Genomic DNA, 19,646 nt, shown 5'->3' with positions numbered 1-19,646 from the left:
AATAAAAAAATGAAAAACATAGTTTCGAAAATTATATTAGGAGGATTTGTGGTAGGAGCTGTTGGATTATCCAATGCACAGAAAATAGATGCAAAAGCTAAAAAGATATTGGATGATATCACCTCCAATTATAATTCTAAAAAGAATACCTATTTTAAATTTTCTTTTGGAAGCGGTGTCAATGGCAAGGTTGCTAAAACAGAGCCTGGAATCTATTACTCATCAGGTGATAAATATAAATTGAAAATCATGGATACAGAACAGATTTTCGATGGTAGCAAGATCTACAATATTAATGCTGACGACATGGAAGTAACGATTGCCAAACCTAACGGAAGCAGTACTATGTTCTCCCCTATCAATTACCTTTCTACCTACAGAAATGATTACAATGTAGTTTATGGAGGAAAGAAAGTGGTCAATGGTGTAAGTGCTGATCTGATCAAGCTTACTCCGGTTAAGCCTAATGGATTAAGCTATGTTTATCTGTTTGTAGACTCAGCTAAGAAACAAATGGTGAAACTTGAACAGCATGGAAGCAACAAAGATGTTGCAGTAATTGCAATAAAAGAATACAAGGAGAACCAGGAATTAGATCCTAACATGTTTGTTTTCGATAAGAATAAATTTAAAAATTACGTTATTACAGAATTGTAATTAAAAAAGTAATAATTTATAAAGTCACAAAGTAAACTTTGTGGCTTTTTCATTAATTTTGGCGAATGTTAAAAATACTAGACCGATATATCATAAAAACCTTTTTCGGACCATTTTTCTTTATATTCAGTGTATTGTTTTTCATATTTATTGTAAACATTATCTGGGTTCAGTTAGGGCAGTTTATGGGAAAGGGATTAAGCTACTGGCAAATTATTAAGCTCCTTTTTTATTTAGGGGTAAGTGTTATCAGTATGGTTTTGCCTCTTACGATCCTTTTAGCAAGTATTATGTCTTTTGGTGAATTTGGGGAGCGGTACGAGCTTGCAGCTATGAAAGCCGCCGGAATCTCATTAACCAGGGTTATGGTTCCTCTTTTTGGGGTCACCACCATATTATCTATAATGCTGTTCTTTTTCTCTAATAATATTATCCCGGATTTTCAAAGAAAAGCGAAAAATATGCTTTTCAATATTGCTCAGACAAAACCCGCTCTTAACTTTACTCCAGGGCAGTTTATTGATCAGATACCCGGTTATATGGTGAAGTTTGATAAAATCCACGAAGACAATAGTATTGAAGGTGTTTTTGTTCACAGAAAAGCTAGCACATTCGAAAACCAGCAGTCTATTGTCGCTGAAAAAGGGAAATTTATTCCCGCAGCTAACAACCATTACTTAAAACTTGAGCTTTATAAGGGCTATGTATTTGAAGATAATTTTGCAGGGAAAGGTGAAAATGTAAGATTAAAGCAACCGGATCAGGCGATTAAATTTGATACTCTTGTTTCGCATTTTGATATTAGCGAGCTCATTAATAAAGCAATCGAAGAAGAGCAGATCACGGATGATTACCGTTTTCAGACATTCAATCAGCTTAATAAAACTATTGATCTTAATAAAAAAGACAACGAAAGATTCTTTTCCACCGTCACGGACGATGTTTTGAATCAGACCAACTCCACAGTCAGCTATATGGATAAAAACAATAAATCCAAAGCTCCGGTTAAACAACAACTAAAACTGGATACGGTAAAAGGAAACAGGAAGATGGAGATTATCTACAATGCCTATACGAGATTGGATAATCTGAAAACCACACTAAACGGTAAAGCCAATGATTTCAAACCCAATGTTAAGTATTTCAGTAAAGTTGTTATTTATCAGCAAAGAATACTCTCCTATTCATTTACCTGTATCATATTCTTCCTTATCGGTGCCAGTTTAGGTTCCATCATCAGAAAAGGAGGAATGGGAGTTCCCGTAATTATTGCCATTGTTATATTTATTATTTTCTATGTGATTAATGTGGGAATGGAAAACCTTGCCTGGGCAGGAACATTAAATCCATATCTGGCAGCATGGCTCCCTAATATTATACTGTTCCCGTTCGGAGTGATTATGACCTATAAAGCATTAACGGATTCGCAACTCTTTGACGCTGAAAAATACAAGGCATTTCTCAAACCTATTACCAAAAGGTTTTCTAAAAACAAAGAACATAAAAGATATCAATAACAAAACGCTCCGGATTCCGGAGCGTTTTTTAAAAGGGAAAGGCTCCCGTTTCCAAATCATTCTAACAATTTTATTTTTAGATATTAGAAACACCTTCAGCCTTATTTACAATAAAAAAACAGGCCTCATAATGAGGCCTGTTTTAGTATATGTTCTAAAGCGAAAGTTACACTTTCATAATTTCAGCTTCTTTTGTTTTAAGGTGGTCATCACAAGCTTTCACATACTTATCAGTAAGTGCCTGGATATCCTCTTCAACGCCTTTAATAACGTCTTCAGAAACACCTTCAAGTTTTTTAAGTTCTTTCAAACCGTCCTGTCTTGCATTTCTTACGACAATCTTTGTCTGTTCGGTTTCTCCTTTAGCTTGTTTTGCCAGATCTCTTCTTCTCTCTTCTGTTAAAGGCGGAACATTCAAAATAATATTCTCCCCGTTGTTAGAAGGTGCAAAACCTAAGTTTGAATTAATAATAGCTTTTTCAATAGCATTGATTGCTGTTCTGTCCCAAGGTTGAATAGAAATCGTCATTGCATCAGGAACCGAAACATTAGCAACCTGGTTGATCGGAGTTGGAGCTCCGTAATATTCAACCATCACATCCTGAACCATTGAAGTAGAAGCACGTCCGGCTCTAATTCTTTGAAATACATGTTCAAGGTGCTTAATAGCCGCTTCCATGTCCTGTTTTACAGACTCTACTATTAGATCTAATTCTTCCATTATATATTTAAAATTTGATAAATTACACATTTATAAACGATGATCTTTACCTCAGTGGTATGGGATCAACAATAAATAATTTTTAAATCTCTTTATCTATTTACTTTACTGACTATAAATCCACTAAAGTACCAACGTTTTCTCCGTCTACAATCTTTACTAAATTCCCCTCTTTATTCATGTCGAATACGATGATAGGAAGTTTATTTTCGTGACTTAAAGTAAATGCAGTCATATCCATTACTTTAAGATTCTTTTCGAAAACTTCATCGAAAGATAAAGAATTATATTTTACAGCGTCCGCATTTTTTTCAGGATCACTGTCATAAATTCCATCTACCCTTGTTCCTTTTAAAATAACATCAGCACCAATTTCAATGGCTCTTAATGTAGCTGCAGTATCAGTTGTAAAATAAGGGTTTCCGGTTCCTGCTCCGAAAATAACCACTCTTCCTTTTTCCAAATGTCTTACTGCACGTCTTTTAATGAATGGTTCAGCTACCTTGTCCATTTCTATAGCAGATTGAAGTCTGGTTTTAATACCGGCGTCTTCCAAAGCACCTTGCAAAGCCATTCCATTAATCACTGTTGCAAGCATACCCATATAATCGCCCTGAACTCTGTCCATTCCCTTTGCAGCACCTGCTACTCCACGGAATATATTTCCTCCTCCAATTACAATGGCAACTTCACAACCTTTATCTACTACTTTTCTTATTTCAACAGCATATTCCTGAAGTCTGTCATTGTCAATACCATATTGTCTGTTCCCCATTAAGGCTTCACCACTAAGTTTTAGAAGGATTCTTTTATATTTCATCTTTAATTTTTAATAAATTTTAAATAGGGTTTATATCCCTGAAATTTGATTTTGCAAATATAATCATTAAAAATATTGAAAAAAGAAAAATATTTAGCTGTAAATAATGTTAGAAATATTTTGACAACTACAAAAAAGGATTATTTTTGCAATAATTATAAATTGAATTGAAGAAAATTATCATTCTTTCATTATTTCTGTCAGGAATTGTTTCTTATGCACAAACGGGAACAAATGTTTATCCTTTCTTAAACATTCCCGTATCTGCCAGACAGGCTGCATTAGGTGGCGATGCAATTACTATAAGAGATTATGATGTTTCCTTTGCTATAGCAAATCCGGCCTTACTTAATAAAGATTCAGACAAACAACTTTCTGTGAACGGAGCAGCATATCTTGCGGATTCCAAATACGGAACGATTGCTTTTGCTAAAGATTTTGATAATGGCCACATGGCTACAATCAACGCCAGATATATGAGTTATGGTGATATTCCAAGGACTGATGAAAGTGGTTTTGAAAACGGACAATTCAACGCATCCGATGTTGCCATCGGAGCTGGTTACGCCTATCAGTTTGAAGAAGACTGGACCATTGGAGGAGGTATTAATTTTATTACTTCAAAAATAGATACCTATACTTCTTCTGCTATTTCAGGAACTGCCGGAATTACTTACCATAATAAAAAAAACAAAGAAGTTCTCTCTCTTGTCGCAAGAAATTTCGGATATCAGTTCAAATCTTTTAATGGCACCCGTGAGAACCTTCCGTTTCGTATTGATCTGGGATATACGAGAATCTTAAAGGCTATTCCACTTGCCATTACAATTACGGCCCATGATTTACAACAATTCGATATTTCATCTCCGTTTAACGTAGACGGTCAGGAAGTGAATGTGGGAAGAAAAATTGCAGATCACTTTTCTATTGGAGCAGAATTATTTCCGGAAAAAAACTTTAATATCAGATTAGGATATAATGTGAAAAGAGGAAATGAACTGGCTGTAGCTGACCAAAGAAATTTCTCTGGACTATCAGGAGGATTTGGAATTAAAATTTCAAGATTCCGTGTAGATTACGCTCATGTAAGATACCATAACTCTTCCAATGTGAATCAAATAGGAATATCTATGGACCTTAGCGGGCATCGCTATTAAACTTTTTCAATATTTAATTTTCCATTTCCTTGATTTTTTAAAAAAAATCTTGAACTTTGCAGTATGAAAAAACCTGTAATAGCTATCGATGGATACTCCTCTACCGGAAAAAGTTCAATATCAAAGGTCATTGCCGATAAATTAGGACTTATTCACCTGGATACCGGAGCGCTTTATAGAGGAGTTACCTGGTTTGCCCTGCAAAATTGTAAGGACGAAAAAGGTTCTATTGACCTTAATCGACTTTTCTCATTATTAGATCAGATCCAGCTTGAATTTAAAAATGATGAAGGTGAACTGGTTCTTTATCTGAACCATAATGATATCTCAAAGGAGATCCGAACTAATGAAGTTTCTGACAATGTAAGCCTTGTAGCTAAACAAAAGGAAGTAAGGGATTTCTTATTACAATCCCAGCGTTCCCTTGCCGAAAAAGGAGGTATTATAATGGACGGCCGTGATATCGGGACGGTAGTTCTTCCCAATGCTGATTTTAAGTTCTTCCTTACGGCAAGCATCGATGAAAGAACCAAAAGAAGATACAACGAGCTTTTGAGTTTAAATATCGAAGCAAACGAGCAGCAGGTAAAAGAAAATCTTATCGAAAGAGACAAAATTGACAGTGAAAGAGAAATCGCTCCGTTAAGACAAGCTGAAGATGCCATTGTTATTGACAATACCGAACTTTCTAAAGAAGAAACCATCGAAGCCATACTGTCTTATATCCAAAAGATTTAACAATTTTTAATAGGACCATAGGCTCATTTGGTATATTAATTGTAATATTTAACAAAGTAAAAACTAATATTATTTAACTATTAAAAAAAACGAAAAATGTCTAGAAAAGGAAACAATACAGCAGGTATATTAGCGGGACTTCTAGCTGGAGCAGCAGCAGGTGTAGTACTTGGAATGCTTTATGCGCCGGAAGAAGGAAAAGAAACGAGAAAAAAGATTAAAACAAAAGCTAACGATCTTAAAGATCAGGCTAAAACAAAATACGGAGAAGTTTCTGAAAGAGTAAAAGATCAGTATGACAATATATCTTCTACTTTTAAAGAAACAGCAAACAGTGTTGCTCATACCGTAAAAGATGGATATGATAAATATAAAGATCAGATTGTTTCTAAAACTACAGATGTAGTAAAAGATGTAGAAGCAGAATTAAACGATCTTAAATAGTAATAATTTCAATTAATTTTTAAATTATGAAAGGGACTTTTTGCATTAAAGTTCCTTTTTTTGTAACTTTAAAGAAAAACAGATGATAGAAACTCTTAAAGAATATGCATCTAAGAGAATAGATCTACTTAAAATAGAAGCTACCGAAAAGTCATCACTCTCCGCAGGTATGATTACCTATCTGGTCGTATTGCTTGTTGCTTTTGCTTTTTTTATTATTCTTTTCAACTTTGGAATTGCATTTCTTATCGGTAAAGCGTTGGATAACTACTCCTACGGATTCCTTATTGTAGCTGCATTTTACTTATTGATAATGATTCTTGTTGTTCTGTTTAAAAAGAGAATTGTAAATACCGTAGCGGACCAGGTTATTAAATTTTTAAATCATTAAACTATGAGCAGAAACTATGAAAGTCTGAAAGAATTAAGAATAAAGAAGAAGTTACTGAAGGCAGAACTTGATGATTTGGAAAACCTTCTTACATTCAAGAATACAAAAGAAAGTTTAAGCGCATTTACCAATGGTTTAACGGATCAATATCTTCAGGAAAAAGTAGATGAAGACGGTGATGAAAAAATAGTCCTGAGAAAGGATGTGATTGCTAAACAGCTTACTTCTGAGGTGAAAGATATGTTTATCAGCAAAAATACAGCAATGGGTATTGCAAGCTCAGCGCTCAAGGGTAATGCACTGGATGGTATCATCAGGTTAGGTGCTACTGCCCTTGTTGGAAACTATGCAAAGAAAAATATGCGTAGTTCTAATTGGAAAAAGAAACTGCTTGGTGTGGCTATGATTTATCTTGCGCCAATTGCATTAAAATTTGTCAGAAAAAAGCTTGAAAGTTATCAGAAAAATAAAAGTGTGTCCAGCATGGAGCAATTAATATAAAAATAACAAACCAGAGGTTAGAAGTTAGCTAAAGGTTATCTTTAAAATTTAATCCAGCTAACCTCTGACTTTTGGAATCTATTTAGAAAACAATTGTCCCAATATAATTCCTGCTGCCATAGATACATTAAGACTTTCCGTTGACTGAGATGTACCAAACCTAGGAATACTAATACTTTTATGAAGCAACTTTTCCGTTTCCGGTCGCATTCCATTTCCTTCATTTCCTAAAATCAGGTTTAGTTTCTTAGGCTTCTCGAATTGGTATATATTTTCTCCCTCCATATCGGTTCCTATGTTTACATTCTCCGTATTCGAAAGATAATCGGTAAGATTACAGTACACCATATTCACTCTTGTAAAAGATCCCATACTTGCCTGAATCACTTTGGGATTATAAAAATCCACTGTATCTTCACTGCAAATAATTTGTTCTATCCCAAACCAATCGGCTAAACGGATTATAGTTCCCAGATTTCCGGGATCCTGAATCCCATCCAATACAATCTGTATATCCGGGTCTGCCATCTTTTTCTCAGAATTCATATAGCAAACGGCAACGGAATCTTTAGGTGTTTTAAGAAAACTGATCTTTTTCAGCTCATTTTCAGATATATGGATAATAGGAACGTCAGAAAATTTAATTTTCTCTGGATCTGTAGATAATATTTCTTTAATTTTAAAGTTAGAATTGGGAAGTTCACAAATGATTTTATTACCCTCAACCAAAAACAAATTGTATTTTTGTCGGAACTTCTTTTTATCTAAAGACTGTAAAATTTTTATTGTATGAGCTGTAAGCATTATAAGAATTCTCCTCAAAAATATTATAAAATTATATCATTTGCAACATTTGTTACTCTTCTTTATGCTTGTAGCACCACAAAGAAAGTTCCCGATGGCGAATATTTGCTTACGAAGAATACATTCACTTTTACTGATAAAAAAGAACCATTTGATGGAGAGCTAAAGGGTTATGTTCAGCAAAAACCCAATAAGAAGCAATTCCTTTTTATGCCTTTAGGCTTATTATTATACAACGCCGCCAATCCTAAATATGACACTATTCTTAATGAATACATGACCTACCCTAGCGAAATGCGAACGCAAAAGCTCAGGGATTCGCTCTTCATTAAATACAATATGAAAAGTAGTGTGGGAAAAAGCCTTTTATTAGACAGGTTATACCACAACTGGGGTTCACCTCCTGTTATCCTGGATCAAACAAAAGTGGAAAAAGGAGCCGAATCCATTGAAAAACGACTTACCTACAAAGGGTACTGGGATGCAGAAGTAAAGTTTAAAACCAAAATAGATTCTGCAGCAAAAAAAGCGGCTGTTACGTATTTCATTACGCATAATGATCCTACTTATATCAAAGAATATTATTACAATATTCCGGATCCGGTTCTTCATAATCTTTACCAGCAGAAAATTAACGGAACCCTCATCAGATCCGGACAGGTACTTGATCAAACGGTTCTTGAAAAAGAAGTTACCAGACTTAATGAAATCATGAGGGATTATGGGTATTACAGATTCAATAGCGCCAATGATGAAATTTATTTTGTCGCCGATTCACTAAAAAGCAGAAAACAGGTTCCTCTCACCCTTGAAATTCATAAAGATTCCATTGATACTCCTTATAAAAGGGCAACTATTGGTAATATAGACGTAGCCATCGTTAATGAAGCATCAGAATACCGTAAAAATACAACCAAAGACAGCTTAAGAGGAATACGGTTCCATAAGGTTGATAATAAATATACAACCCGTTCCGTATGGAGAAATATCATAGTTGGAAACAAACAGATTTATGATCAGAAAAAGCTTGACCTTACCAAAAGGAATCTCCTGTCTATGAATAACTTTAGCATTCTGAAAGCAAAAGATTCTTTAAGACACGGAGGTGAAGGCTCTCCGAATGATAGTATTATTGATGTATTATATATACTTAAACCGCTTCCGAAATATGAATTAAAAGTAGGAACGGATATCAATTATTCGCAGTTATTAAATCTTGGGATTTCTCCCTCCATAGACCTTACTACCCGAAATGTTTTTAGAGGAGCAGAAAACCTTTCGACAAGTCTGGCGGGTACTTTTGGTTCTATCAGAAGCACCAAAGATATCAGTCAGCGGATATTAGCCTATGAATTATCAGCACAGGCTTCCCTGAATTTCCCAAGACTTTTACTGCCTTTTGATTATTATAAATTGATTCCTAAAAGATACAGCCCTACATCATCAATTGTTCTGGGGGCTACTGTACAAAATAATATCGGTTTAGGAAGAGTTAACTTCAATACCGGCCTTAATTATCTCGCTACGGTTAATGATAAAGTATCCCACAGGTTAACCCTTTTTAATACACAGTTAAGTTTAACAAAAAATAAATCGGCTTATTATGATTACTTTACAAACGATCGTGATCTAAAAGATGAAATATTCGAGAATTACTTTCAAAACAGCCCGCAAGGTGCAGCAACGAAAGCCAAGCTTTTATCCGGACAGCTTTCAGTAGATGAAGTATCTCAACAGATTGTTACCGATAATGCCTACCGTAATTCTTTAGATCAGGCAGGTGCGGATCTTTTTACTGCATTTACAGGAATTCTTGTCAATAAAGACAGGCAAACCCAGGATGTTCTTATTTCTTCCATGATCTATAATTATGTGTATAACGAAATCGGTAAGAAGGATTATCCTAACGCTTTCTACTTTAATGGAAAGGTAGAACTGGCTGGTAATATATTAAGCATTTTTAATCAAAAAAGAAATGATGGCGGAGGTGTAATCACAAGTCCTCAAAGAACAATTTTTGGAGTGCCTTATGCACAGTTTGTAAAATTTGATATTGACGTAAGAAAGTACTTTAAGTTTAACGGGAATCAGACTTTAGTACTTCGTCAGTTCGTAGGAGTAGGAATACCTTACGGAAACTCTTCATCGATGCCGGTTATCAGGTCTTATTTCAACGGGGGATCCAATGATATCCGGGCGTGGGTTGCTTTTGGAGGCTTAGGTCCCGCTGACTCTCAGATTGATGAAAGAGTTCGTACTTATATGACAGATAATTTAAAGCTTACTACAAATATTGAATATCGTCTGCCTTTCAACGATATGTATGAAGGGGCGCTGTTTACCGATATTGGGAATACCTGGAGTCTCAGGGATTATAATGATGGATATGGCGATGAGTTTAAATTCAATAAATTCTTAGGCCAGGTGGGTATCGGTAGTGGATTCGGATTAAGGGTAAATATTGCATACATCACTTTAAGGCTTGATTTTGCGTATAAAATCTATGATCCTAATAAACCTACCGGTGACAGATGGAGATTCAAAGATTTCCAGCCTTTTAAACCTACATTGAATGTAGCGTTTGGATATCCTTTCTAATCAGGAGAAATTCCCAACAAGAAATAGACTACAGCGATCATTCTTGCGAAAATCTCCCTGAACTGATTTCTGTAGTAGCTTTCTGGTTTATTTACATCCTGTGCATCAAATCCCAGTGCATTCATATTATTGTTTCTTGCGAAAAATAGGGCCCGAAGGTTATGGAATCCCTGAGATACTATAATGACATTATTTTTTTTGTACACATCCTTACAACGTAAAATACTCTTATATGTATTGAAGCCTTTCGGATCTTCAATAATGATTTCTTCAGGAACTCCTTCCTGATAAACAAGATAATTTTTCATCGCAGCCGGTTCATTATAACCTTTGCTTTTTTCACCGCTTACGATTATTTTACGGATTTTCCCATGATGATACAATAATGCAGTAGCATCCATTCTTTTCGTAAAATAAGGATTGGATAGTCCGGATCTCATCTTAGGTGAAGTACCTAAAACCAGAGCGACCTCACGAGGTGGTATCTTTGATATTTTGGTATAGGTCCTCCCATTAGTAAGGGCAAACACCCAGGCATTAGCCAAACATATCACTAGAATTCCAATTTCTATTGATGTGAGAATAAGATTGAATATGTTTTTTACAGCTCTCAAATGAGATCAAAGTTAAGCTTTATTTTCTTTGTTTTTGCTATAGACATGCATGCTAATATTTTCCCTTGCAACTCTTCTTTTTCCGTTAAATATTCATTCTCTAGTAATTCAACTTCTCCTTCTTCCAAATAACATTCACAACTTCCGCAAATTCCGGATTTACAGGAATAAGGAACAGGAAATTTCTGAACCAGCAATTGCTGCAGAATTTTATCCTTGTTATCCGGAAGATGGGTACTGTAGTCTTTTCCCAATATTTTAAAATCGATTTCCACATTTTCAATCAACGGAAACTCTTTTTCTATAGGATAAATATCATCATTAAACTCTTCAAAAAGTTCAAAATGAATATTTTTTTTCGGGATTCCATGATGGTAGCAGGCATTGGCCAGTGTTTTTATCATCTCCCCTTTTCCACAGATCAGAACTTCATCTACTGCATCCCAGATGGTGGATTCTTCGTCTGTATCATCAAGGTGCAAAATCTGATTGATAATAAGGTTTAACTTTTTCGCATCTAGCCTTCCATAAAAAAGCTGATCCGGTGTTTTTTCCTGCGAAAAGAAATAAAATATCTGTAATCTGTCCCCATAAGTTCTGGCCAGATTATCCAAAAGATCCCGGTAGATTAATCCGTCAGAATTTTTATTTCCGAAAAACAAAAACAGTCGCGTTCTGGGCTCATTATGAAGAATATTTTTGAAATGGCTTAACACAGGGGTTATCCCGATTCCTGCAGCAAAACCGACTATCGTTCTGAACTCACTGGGTTTAGATATTAAAGTAAATCGACCTCCCGGTTCACTTACCAATAGTTCATCTCCAACCTTATAATTTTTAAACAGTTCTGCTGTTGCTCCTATAGGAGAATTTACTTTTATGCCCAGGCTAATTTTTTTCTCGTAAGGAGCCGATGTCATTGAATAATCATTGATGATATCTTTTCCATGGTACTGAAATTTAATACTGACAAACTGACCCGCTTCAAATTCAAAATTCTTCTGTAAATTCCCGGGAATCTCAAATTCCAAGGAGAAAGTATTTTTGGTCAGTTCTTCCTTTTTCGCTATTTTTAACCAATGAAACGTTGTGAGTTTCCCTTTATAGATTTGTTGTTCCATACTTCAAAATCAAAAATACTAAAATAATTATGAAGAAGATCATTTTATCAACCCTAGTTATATTTGCGCTGACCAGTTGTAAAAAAGAAAGTTCAAAAACTGATGACAAAGGGATATCCCAGGATTCAGTAGCTGTTGCGGAAAATACTACTTCTGCTGATCATACAGCTTATATTTCAAAAGAAATTTCTCCCGAAAACATTGGGGACTATCTGGCAAAAAATAATGACACACTGTATGTTACTAATTTCTTTGCCACATGGTGTGGGCCATGTATTCAGGAAATTCCACATTTCAGAAAAAAAATGGAAGAACTGAAAGGAAAACCTGTAAAGTTTACTTTTGTTAATCTGGATAAAAAATCTGATTGGAGTACTGCAGTTAAAGATTTTGCAGAAAAAAATGATCTTGCAAAAAACATAATCTTACTGGATGGCCAAAAGCTTGATGAGAATTTCTTTCCGAAAAATTTTAAAAAATGGGACGGTGGTTCTATCCCTTTTACTTACATGAGAAAAGGAGCGAAAACTGATGAATATCTTGGAATGATGAATGAAGAACTTTTAAACTCTAAGATCGATTCATTCTTAAAATAAATTGTACAGAATCACTTCTGAAAATGTCAAAAAAATTCAAAATCCTGTGTTTTTTATTTATAATCGCTATTATTCTAGCTGCGGTTATTAATCTGAATACAGGATTTTTAAGTTTAAACCTAAAGGATTTTTTTTATAGCTCAGCCAACGGCCAGATTGCAGACATTCGTATCAACAGGGTTTTGGTAATGCTTTTAGCCGGAATTTCCATTCCCACTTCAGGGTTTCTGATGCAGGAATATTTCCAAAATCCATTAGCAGGGCCGGATATATTAGGTATTACCTCCGTAGCTAGTTTATCTGTTTCATTTTATATTTTCTTTTCACATGATATTCTGCTTCCGGATTATCTCCAGAACAGTTTCCTGAGCTTATCAGCGATTATCGGCAGTTTCTTCCTGATGATCGTACTTTTATCCATTTCTAAGAAATTTCAGGACAAATCTTATCTTATTATCTTCGGGTTTTTAGTTTCCGCACTGGCCGGAGCAATTGTTTCTTTACTTCAGTTGTATGCAGAAAATCAAAGTCTGAAAAATTATATCCTATGGTCTTTCGGCGCAAATAATATGGTCACCAGAAACCAGATCCTTGTATTATCTGTCTTGGTCATTATCGGCTTATATATGTCTTTTAAAACCATTAAACCATTAATTGGAAATTCCTTGGGAAGCTCCTATGCACAGAGCCTTGGAGTAAACTTGCATCATTTAAAGCTGTTCATCATCATAGCCGCTTCGCTCCTATCAGCATCTATAACGGCATTTTTGGGGCCTATTTTGTTTATAGGCATTATTGTTCCTCATTTTTGCAGACTTATTTACAATCCTGCAAAACTATGGCAGCAGTGGATCTTGAATATGATGCTGGGAATGCTGATGATGTTACTGTTTTCAATTATTGCAGAGAAAAGTCAGATTCCGTTGAATGTGATAAGTTCTATTTTTGGAATCCCCGTTATCCTTGTGATGCTTTTGAAGCAGAATAAGATTTAAATAATTTCGCTATTATTTTGGAAAAATGTAAACAAAGTATTATAAAAAACACAAAATGTCACTAAAACGATTAATAGTCATAAACATCTTTCTATTTATTTCTGGCATTACCTTTTTAAAATATTCTAAAACATTGAGATTTGATAAAGAATTGCATTGGATATATTCAGTGGGGCACCTTCACTACTTTATGGTTACATTACCAATATGCTTCATCGGTTCTTTGTCTTTGGCAATTTATAGTTTATGCAAAGTAAAAGAAAATAAATTTTTATATTTAATCTTTAGCATCACGCCAGTTATCCTCTTTTTAATAATGATCTATTTAACGAATTAAAATTCAAAATGCATCTACAAATCAAACAAGCCCATATTGGTTATAATACCACCCTGATTTCAAATACTAATACCCATTTGAATTTAGGAGACGTATGCTTGTTGATTGGAAACAATGGTGTAGGAAAAACCACTCTGATTAAATCAATTTTACATCAGATACCACTATTACAAGGAGAAATTTTAATAAATGGTAAGAATATAAAGAAACTGTCTGTTAAAGAAATTGCAGAGAATATTGCCATTGTTTTTTCTAAGGCGGTTATTCCACAAAACTATACGGTGGAAGATCTTATTTCGTTAGGAAAATATATTTATTATCCATATTATTTTGAATTAAAAAAAGAGGACAGAGATGAAGTTTCACATATCATCAGTGAACTGAATTTGAATCAGTATAAGGATATACTCCTGAAAAATCTCTCTGATGGAAATCTTCAGAAAGCATTTATTGGACGTGCTTTGACACAAAACTCCCCTATTATTATTCTGGATGAGCCTACCACTCATCTTGATGAAAAAAATAAGATTATCATCCTTAAAACATTACGCAGGCTGGCAAAGGAACAAAACAAACTTATCCTTTTTTCTTCCCATGACTGGCGGCTGGCAAAAGAATTTGCTGATAAGATATGGTACGTAAAAGACAATCATTTGTATTCAGGGATTGTTGAAGATATCCTCCTCCAACACGATGAACTGACCAACGTTTCTTTATTTCAGGTGAACGAAAGTTTTGTCGCACCGGAAATTTCTGCCCCTCCAATTTATAAGGAGATGCTGTATTCACTGCTTCAAAAAAACTTTCAAAAAGACCTCTTATCTTTTAAATTTGAGTTTCAAAACAAGTTTTGGGTAATTTATTACCATAACACAAAACATCAATGTGAATCATTCGAAGAAATCATTGATTCCATCAGAAACATTCATTAATACGTACTTTTTATTATTTATTTCACATACTATGCATGCATAGTATTATGCTAATCATACAATTTAATCGATTTACTATCAGATTGTTAACAAATTTTAACGTTAATAAATACTATGCATGCATAATATTTACTAAATTTGATAAAAACCTATTACCAAAAATGATGGATAACAACAAAGAAAAAATAGAAAATGTAGATCTGGTTCTAAAACAAACCTGGCTTGCTGTATCCAAAATGTTCACAGAACTTGCCCAGGAGCACGATTCTACAGCCGTTCAGGCGCTCACGCTTCTTAAAATAGATCCTAAGGAAGGGACAAGAAGCACAAATTTGGGACCCAAGATGGCCATTGAGCCTACTTCTCTTACAAGAATTATAAAACTTCTGGAAGATAACGGCTATATCTATAAGGAGAAAACCACTACCGACAAAAGAGAGGTTATCATAAAACTTACAGACAAAGGGCTAAACTCAAGAAATCTTTCAAAAGAAGTGGTCTTAAGTTTCAACAAAAGGGTCATGGATAAAATTGCTCCGGAAAAAATGGAAGTTTTTAAGGAAGTGATGAATGAAATCATGAAAATTGCCAACGATCTGAATAACAGAAAATAAATTAACATACAACCGAAAGGTTACGTCTGACCCAATAAAAATAAATAATAAATAGTTTACAGATGAAAAGAAGAATCAAACACGTTACGGTTCTTGGTTCAGGAATCATGGGAAGCGGTATCGCAGCTCACTTCGCCAATATTGGTGTGGAAGTTTTGCTTTTGGATATTGTTCCCTTTGAATTGACTGAAGCAGAACAAAAAAAAGGTTTGACCAAAGATGATAAAGCAGTAAGAAACAGAATTGCTGCAGAGAACTTTGAAAAACTTAAAAAAGCGAGTCCTGCACTACTCTATTCTCCAAAATTTGCAGATAGAATCAAAGTAGGAAATTTTGATGATGATTTACAGAAAATAAAAAATACAGACTGGATTATTGAAGTGGTCGTTGAAAGACTGGACATCAAAAAATCTGTCTATGAAAAGATTGAACAATTCAGGAAACCAGGAACTTTAATTTCTTCTAATACATCGGGAATTCCTATCCACTTATTAACGGAAGGAAGAAGCGATGACTTCAAGAAGTATTTCGCAGGAACCCACTTCTTCAACCCGGTACGTTATCTTCCTCTTTTGGAGATTATCCCAACCAATGATACGGATCCTGAGATTGTTGATTTCTATATGAACTACGGAGCTAAGTTCTTGGGTAAAACTACCGTTTTGGCAAAAGATACACCGGCATTCATTGCCAATAGAATCGGGGTATTTTCTATGATGGATCTTTTACATAATGTACAGAAGTTAGGTCTTACCGTTTCCGATGTAGATAAATTAACAGGACCGGTGATCGGCCGTCCAAAATCAGCAACCTTCAGAACAGCAGATGTGGTAGGTTTGGATACTCTGGTTATGGTAGCTAACGGTGTACGCCAAAGTGGTTCAGAAGCCAATGACTTTAATGATGTGTTTGCGCTTCCCAATTATATCCAGAAAATGATGGATAATAAATGGTTAGGCTCTAAAACACAGCAAGGATTTTACAAGAAAGTGAAGAATGCGGATGGAAAATCTGAAATTCACGGATTAAATCTGGATACTTTAGAATATGAACTTCAGGGAAAATCATCTTTCCCTACCCTTGAGCTTACTAAAACCATTGATAAACCTATCGACAGATTCAAGGTTTTAATCGGCGGAAAAGATAAAGCAGGAGAATTATACAGAAAATCTTTGGGTGCGTTATTCGCTTACGTATCTCATAAAGTCCCGGAAATTTCTGATGACATCTATAAAATTGATGATGCCATGAGAGCTGGTTTCGGATGGGAAAACGGTCCGTTTGAGATCTGGGATGCCGTAGGTATTCAAAAAGGTATTGAACTTGCGAAAGATGCAGGCTATGAGGTTTCTGATTGGGCTAAAGAATTGGCGGAAAAAGGACAAACATTCTATAAAGTTAATGATGAAGGTCAAAGTATCTATTATGACAAAAGCTCAGGAAATTACAACAATATCCCGGGGCAGGATGCCTTCATTATTTTAGATAATATCAGAAAGAATAAAACACTTTGGAGCAATTCAGGCTCAGCTATTGAAGATCTGGGAGACGGAATTATCAATTTTGAGATCCGCTCCAAGATGAACTCTCTTGGCGGAGAAGTTCTTGACGGACTTAACCGTGCGATCGACTTAGCTGAAAAAGAATACGATGGCCTTGTAATCGGTAACCAGGGGACCAACTTCTCGGTAGGTGCCAATTTAGCTATGATCCTTATGATGGCTATCGAACAGGACTGGGATGATCTGAATATGGCTATAGCTTATTTCCAGAAATCAATGATGAGAGTTCGTTATTCTTCAATTCCTGTCGTAGTGGCTCCTCATGGAATGACTCTTGGTGGCGGCTGCGAAATGACCATGCACGCTGACCGTGTAGTTGCTGCTGCGGAAACTTATATCGGCCTGGTAGAAACCGGAGTTGGTGTAATTCCTGGTGGTGGTGGTACTAAAGAATTAACTTTAAGAACTTCAAGAGAATTTCACACCGATGATGTGAAAAATAACAGGTTACGCGAAGCTTTCATGAACATTGCCATGGGTAAAGTAGCAACTTCAGCCTACGAAGCCTATGATATGGGAATCCTTGAAAAAGGAAAAGATATTGTTTCCGTAAGTAAAAACAGACAAATTGCAGAGGCTAAAAAGATTGCAAAATTATTAGCAGAGCAAGGATACACACAACCTATTGAACAAAGCGTAAAAGTTTTAGGAAAAGATGCATTGGGAATGTTCTATGTAGGAACAGACCAGATGTTAACCGGAAACTTTATTTCTGAACACGACAAGAAGATCGCAGATAAACTGGCCAATGTAATGGTAGGTGGGAATCTTTCCGAACCAACTGTTGTAACCGAACAATACCTGTTGAATCTTGAAAGAGAAACTTTCCTTCAACTTTGCGGAGAAAGAAAAACCCTGGAAAGAATACAGTACATGTTGCAGAATGGAAAACCACTTAGGAATTAGAATTTTCTGTAAAATGTAAAAAGTATTAATGTATTAACGATGCACAATTTCAGAGACCTAGAAGTTTGGACAAAATCAATGAAACTTTGTAAAATTTTTTACCTGGCCACGCTTGATTTTCCAAAAGATGAAATATTCGGACTTACCTCTCAATCAAGAAGAAGTCTTTATTCAATTTCTTCAAATATTGCTGAAGGTGCGGGTCGTGATACAGATGCTCAGTTTTCACATTTCCTGAATATTGCCTTAGGATCATCCTTTGAATTCGAAACACAAATATTAATCGCTAATGATTTGGGGTTTTTCAAAAATGATGATTTTGATATTATTTATTCAGAAACTAAACATATTCAAAATATGCTGGCCAAATTGAAGCAAAAATTTAATACTTAAACATTTTAGATCATTAATACATTTTACATTAATACTTAAATACAAAAAAATGAAACAAGCATATATAGTAAAAGGATACAGGACAGCGGTGGGTAAAGCGCCTAAAGGTTCCCTTCGCTTTACACGTCCGGATGTAATGGCGGCTACAGTAATTGAAAAATTAATGGCTGAGCTTCCGCAATTGGATAAAAACAGGATTGATGACCTTATCGTAGGAAATGCAATGCCTGAAGCTGAGCAGGGCTTAAACGTAGCGCGTCTGATCTCTTTGATGGGATTGAATACGGATAAAGTTCCGGGTGTAACTGTAAACAGATATTGTGCATCAGGAAGTGAGGCAATTGCTATTGCTTCAGCTAAAATTCAGGCTGGAATGGCGGATTGTATTATTGCCGGTGGTACTGAATCAATGTCTTATATTCCTATGGGAGGATACAAGCCGGTTCCGGAAACTGATATTGCCAAAACAAACCCTGACTATTATTGGGGAATGGGTTATACTGCGGAAGAAGTGGCAAAACAATATAAGATCACAAGAGAAGAACAGGATCAGTTTGCTTTTGAATCTCATATGAAAGCTTTAAAGGCTAATGCTGAAGGTAAGTTTGCCAATCAGATTGTTCCCCTTCCTGTAGAATATAATTTCTTGGATGAAAATCAGAAGATGCAAACCAAAAAGTTTGATTTTTCTGTTGATGAAGGACCAAGAAAAGATACTTCTTTAGAAGGTTTGGCCAAACTAAGACCTGTATTCGCCAACGGAGGAAGCGTAACAGCCGGAAACTCTTCTCAGATGAGTGACGGAGCTGCTTTCGTAATGGTTATGAGTGAGGAAATGGTAAAAGAGTTAGGTTTACAGCCGGAAGCAAGGCTTGTTGCCTATGCCGCTGCAGGACTTGAGCCTAGAATCATGGGAATGGGACCTATCTATGCTATTCCAAAAGCACTAAAACAAGCAGGCCTTGAATTAAAAGACATCGAATTAATTGAATTAAATGAAGCTTTCGCTTCCCAGTCAGTTGCCATCAAAAAAGAATTAGGTCTAAACCCTGATATCCTTAATGTAAACGGAGGAGCAATCGCTCTGGGGCACCCTCTTGGATGTACCGGAACAAAGCTTACTGTACAGCTTCTGGATGAAATGAGAAAACGCGGAAATAAATACGGTATGGTTTCAATGTGCGTAGGAACAGGACAGGGAGCAGCAAGTATTTTTGAACTTCTATAA

Annotated in this window: 20 protein-coding genes; 15 read left to right on the top strand and 5 right to left on the bottom strand. The window is 35.4% G+C overall.

Annotation, left to right across the window (positions count from 1 at the left end):
• The first annotated feature begins 9 nt into the window (after positions 1-9).
• Both ACNFU2_RS02810 and ACNFU2_RS02805 read left to right on the top strand, forming a co-directional pair.
• The gene (locus tag ACNFU2_RS02810) at positions 10-657 is read left to right on the top strand and encodes a LolA family protein (protein WP_273647890.1); all 648 of its coding nucleotides are present in this window, start codon (positions 10-12) and stop codon (positions 655-657) included.
• Positions 658-722: 65 nt separating this feature from the next.
• Positions 723-2,174, top strand: coding sequence for an LptF/LptG family permease (locus ACNFU2_RS02805; RefSeq protein ID WP_273647889.1), 1,452 nt, complete (start codon positions 723-725; stop codon positions 2,172-2,174).
• A 166-nt stretch (positions 2,175-2,340) separates the two neighbouring features.
• Here ACNFU2_RS02805 and frr read toward each other — a convergent pair whose 3' ends face one another.
• Positions 2,341-2,895 carry a ribosome recycling factor gene (gene frr, locus ACNFU2_RS02800; protein ID WP_172283103.1) on the bottom strand — a complete coding sequence of 185 codons (555 nt, stop codon included), beginning with the start codon at positions 2,893-2,895 and terminating at the stop codon, positions 2,341-2,343.
• A 112-nt stretch (positions 2,896-3,007) separates the two neighbouring features.
• Entirely contained in the window at positions 3,008-3,715 is a 708-nt protein-coding gene (gene pyrH, locus ACNFU2_RS02795) for a UMP kinase (protein WP_172283104.1), read from the bottom strand.
• Between the two features lie 167 nt (positions 3,716-3,882).
• Here pyrH and porQ point away from each other — a divergent pair, with 167 nt between their 5' ends.
• The 5 genes from porQ to ACNFU2_RS02770 all read left to right on the top strand — a co-directional run bounded on the left by porQ (position 3,883) and on the right by ACNFU2_RS02770 (position 6,946).
• A complete protein-coding gene (gene porQ, locus ACNFU2_RS02790; protein WP_172283105.1) occupies positions 3,883-4,872 on the top strand; it encodes a type IX secretion system protein PorQ in 990 nt (329 codons plus the stop codon).
• A gap of 63 nt (positions 4,873-4,935) precedes the next feature.
• The gene (gene cmk / locus ACNFU2_RS02785) at positions 4,936-5,610 is read left to right on the top strand and encodes a (d)CMP kinase (RefSeq protein ID WP_273647888.1); all 675 of its coding nucleotides are present in this window, start codon (positions 4,936-4,938) and stop codon (positions 5,608-5,610) included.
• A 96-nt stretch (positions 5,611-5,706) separates the two neighbouring features.
• On the top strand, positions 5,707-6,054 hold the full coding sequence (locus tag ACNFU2_RS02780) for a YtxH domain-containing protein (protein ID WP_172283107.1): 348 nt from the start codon (positions 5,707-5,709) through the stop codon (positions 6,052-6,054).
• An 82-nt stretch (positions 6,055-6,136) separates the two neighbouring features.
• Positions 6,137-6,445, top strand: coding sequence for a phage holin family protein (locus ACNFU2_RS02775; protein WP_172283108.1), 309 nt, complete (start codon positions 6,137-6,139; stop codon positions 6,443-6,445).
• Positions 6,446-6,448: 3 nt separating this feature from the next.
• Complete coding sequence (locus tag ACNFU2_RS02770) at positions 6,449-6,946, top strand: phosphoribosyl-ATP pyrophosphatase (RefSeq protein WP_172283110.1); 498 nt, start codon at positions 6,449-6,451, stop codon at positions 6,944-6,946.
• Positions 6,947-7,024: 78 nt separating this feature from the next.
• Here the strand turns inward: ACNFU2_RS02770 and ACNFU2_RS02765 are convergent, their stop codons facing one another.
• On the bottom strand, positions 7,025-7,750 hold the full coding sequence (locus tag ACNFU2_RS02765) for a TrmH family RNA methyltransferase (RefSeq protein WP_411246912.1): 726 nt from the start codon (positions 7,748-7,750) through the stop codon (positions 7,025-7,027).
• Between ACNFU2_RS02765 and ACNFU2_RS02760 the strand changes: the two genes are divergently transcribed.
• On the top strand, positions 7,736-10,348 hold the full coding sequence (locus ACNFU2_RS02760; protein WP_172283114.1) for a BamA/TamA family outer membrane protein: 2,613 nt from the start codon (positions 7,736-7,738) through the stop codon (positions 10,346-10,348). The two genes, ACNFU2_RS02765 and ACNFU2_RS02760, sit on opposite strands and share 15 nt — an antisense overlap.
• On the opposite strand, the gene ACNFU2_RS02755 is transcribed toward ACNFU2_RS02760, so the two are convergent.
• The gene (locus tag ACNFU2_RS02755; RefSeq protein ID WP_418123605.1) at positions 10,345-10,962 is read right to left on the bottom strand and encodes a SanA/YdcF family protein; all 618 of its coding nucleotides are present in this window, start codon (positions 10,960-10,962) and stop codon (positions 10,345-10,347) included. The genes ACNFU2_RS02760 and ACNFU2_RS02755 overlap by 4 nt on opposite strands.
• Positions 10,959-12,083, bottom strand: coding sequence for an iron-sulfur cluster-binding domain-containing protein (locus ACNFU2_RS02750; protein WP_418123603.1), 1,125 nt, complete (start codon positions 12,081-12,083; stop codon positions 10,959-10,961). The genes ACNFU2_RS02755 and ACNFU2_RS02750 overlap by 4 nt, the downstream gene beginning before the upstream one ends.
• A 29-nt stretch (positions 12,084-12,112) precedes the next feature.
• Between ACNFU2_RS02750 and ACNFU2_RS02745 the strand changes: the two genes are divergently transcribed.
• The 7 genes from ACNFU2_RS02745 (at position 12,113) to ACNFU2_RS02715 (ending at position 19,646) form a co-directional block, all read left to right on the top strand.
• Entirely contained in the window at positions 12,113-12,679 is a 567-nt protein-coding gene (locus ACNFU2_RS02745; protein ID WP_172283120.1) for a TlpA family protein disulfide reductase, read from the top strand.
• Positions 12,680-12,702: 23 nt separating this feature from the next.
• Positions 12,703-13,674, top strand: coding sequence for an iron chelate uptake ABC transporter family permease subunit (locus ACNFU2_RS02740; RefSeq protein ID WP_418123600.1), 972 nt, complete (start codon positions 12,703-12,705; stop codon positions 13,672-13,674).
• Between the two features lie 345 nt (positions 13,675-14,019).
• On the top strand, positions 14,020-14,943 hold the full coding sequence (locus tag ACNFU2_RS02735) for an ABC transporter ATP-binding protein (protein ID WP_418123599.1): 924 nt from the start codon (positions 14,020-14,022) through the stop codon (positions 14,941-14,943).
• Between the two features lie 164 nt (positions 14,944-15,107).
• Positions 15,108-15,557, top strand: coding sequence for a MarR family winged helix-turn-helix transcriptional regulator (locus tag ACNFU2_RS02730; RefSeq protein ID WP_418124934.1), 450 nt, complete (start codon positions 15,108-15,110; stop codon positions 15,555-15,557).
• A 62-nt stretch (positions 15,558-15,619) separates the two neighbouring features.
• Positions 15,620-18,025, top strand: coding sequence for a 3-hydroxyacyl-CoA dehydrogenase NAD-binding domain-containing protein (locus tag ACNFU2_RS02725; protein WP_418123597.1), 2,406 nt, complete (start codon positions 15,620-15,622; stop codon positions 18,023-18,025).
• A 39-nt stretch (positions 18,026-18,064) separates the two neighbouring features.
• Positions 18,065-18,418, top strand: a complete 354-nt coding sequence (locus ACNFU2_RS02720) for a four helix bundle protein (protein ID WP_273647880.1) — start codon at positions 18,065-18,067, stop codon at positions 18,416-18,418.
• Between the two features lie 49 nt (positions 18,419-18,467).
• A complete protein-coding gene (locus ACNFU2_RS02715; protein WP_172283130.1) occupies positions 18,468-19,646 on the top strand; it encodes a thiolase family protein in 1,179 nt (392 codons plus the stop codon).

Origin of the sequence: Chryseobacterium sp. PTM-20240506 (genome assembly GCF_048296755.1) — a bacterium.
Taxonomy (GTDB): domain Bacteria; phylum Bacteroidota; class Bacteroidia; order Flavobacteriales; family Weeksellaceae; genus Chryseobacterium; species Chryseobacterium proteolyticum.
The sequence above is the reverse complement of the archived record's forward strand: the minus strand, read 5'-3'. Positions and strand labels throughout refer to the sequence as shown.